The sequence below is a fragment of the Gluconacetobacter aggeris genome, assembly GCF_014174395.1.
GTDB lineage: Bacteria > Pseudomonadota > Alphaproteobacteria > Acetobacterales > Acetobacteraceae > Gluconacetobacter > Gluconacetobacter aggeris.
Map to the genome: position 1 here is coordinate 1 of NZ_JABEQD010000041.1, position 1,452 is coordinate 1,452.

General features: G+C 68.5%; 1 protein-coding gene. It reads left to right on the forward strand.

Annotated features, from left to right (window positions below; genetic code table 11):
- The coding region (locus HLH36_RS19420) for an efflux transporter outer membrane subunit (protein ID WP_182987919.1) at positions 1–1,452 on the forward strand (1,452 nt) is incomplete at both ends.

Here is a 1,452-nt window from a genome sequence, read left to right on the forward strand (position 1 = left end):
TGGCGGGGTGCACGGTCGGCCCGCGCTACCAGCCGGACCGGATGAAGGTGCCCGCGCACTTCACCGAGGACGAGCATCCGGCGACCGAGGCCGAGATCGCGCGCACCAATGCCGAGCTGAAGGATTGGTGGCACCGCTTCGGCGATGCGGAGCTGGACCGGCTGGTCGACCGCGCGATCGGCGGCAATTACGACCTGCAGATCGCCGGCCAGCGCATCCTGGCCGAGCGGGCCTTGCGCGACAGCCAGGCCTCGGCCTGGTATCCGCAGATCGACGCCAACACCACCAATGGCGACGCGCGTTTTTCCATCAACGTGGATAACTGGCCGATCAGGCCGGGCAATCCGGCCAACCGCCCCGGTGCCTCCTATCTGTCCTACGGGGTGAGTGCGAGCTGGCAGATCGACGTGTTCGGCCGCATCCGCCGCAGCGTGGAAGCGCAGGAACGCGCGGTCGAGGAGACGGTCGAGGAGCGGCGCGCGGTGCTGATGACGATGCTCTCGGCGCTGGTCAGCGACTATATGGTGCTGCGCGACACCCAGTTGCGGCTGGAGATCTCCAACCGCAACATCAGCGTGGCGCAGGAAGCCTATGACCTGACGCAGCGCCTGTATCTGGAGGGCGTGGGCAACACGCTGCAGATCGCGCAGGCGAAGGCGGAGCTGGACAGCCAGCTCGCGGCGCGCGAGCCGCTGCGCACGCATATCGCCCAGATCACGCATGCGCTCGACGTGCTGATGGGCCAGATGCCGGGCACGACGGAAGCGGAGCTGAAGATCGCCCGGCCGCTGCCCAGAGTGCCCGACTTCCCGGCGACCATGCCCTCGATCGTGCTGGCCAACCGCCCGGACATCCGGCGGGCCGAGCGCGCCTATGCCGAGGCGACGGCGCGGATCGGCGTTGCGGTGGCGCAGATGTATCCGAATTTCAGCATTCCGCTGAACTTCAACCCCAATGCCTCGGCGATGTACCAGCTTTTCCAGGCCGGGGCGCTGAGCTGGCAGTTCTTCATGCTGGCCTCGCTGCCGCTGGCCCATGGCGGCAAGCTGACGGCGCAGGTGCGCGGGATGCAGGCGGCGGCGGAAGCCAGCCGGCTGAACTATCGCCAGACGGTGCTGACGGCGTTCCGCGAGGTCGAGGACGCGATGGCGGCCTGGCATGACGATGTGGAACATACCGAATTGCTGCACCGCGCGGCTGAGGACAGCCGGCTGGCCAGCGACCGTGCGCGCAAGCTCTACAGCGCCGGCCTGGTGGGCTTCCTCGAGGTGCTGACGACCGAACGCACCGCCCTGGCGGCGGAGAATGCCGAGGCCGAGGCGCGGCTGGAGCGGCTGCAGGATGCGGTCAATCTCTACACCGCCATGGGCGCGGGCTGGCAGGGCGTGGCCGTCACCGCCACCGCACTGCCCGTCTCGCTGGAAAAGCAGAACGTCCTCGCCCGCGCCTTCA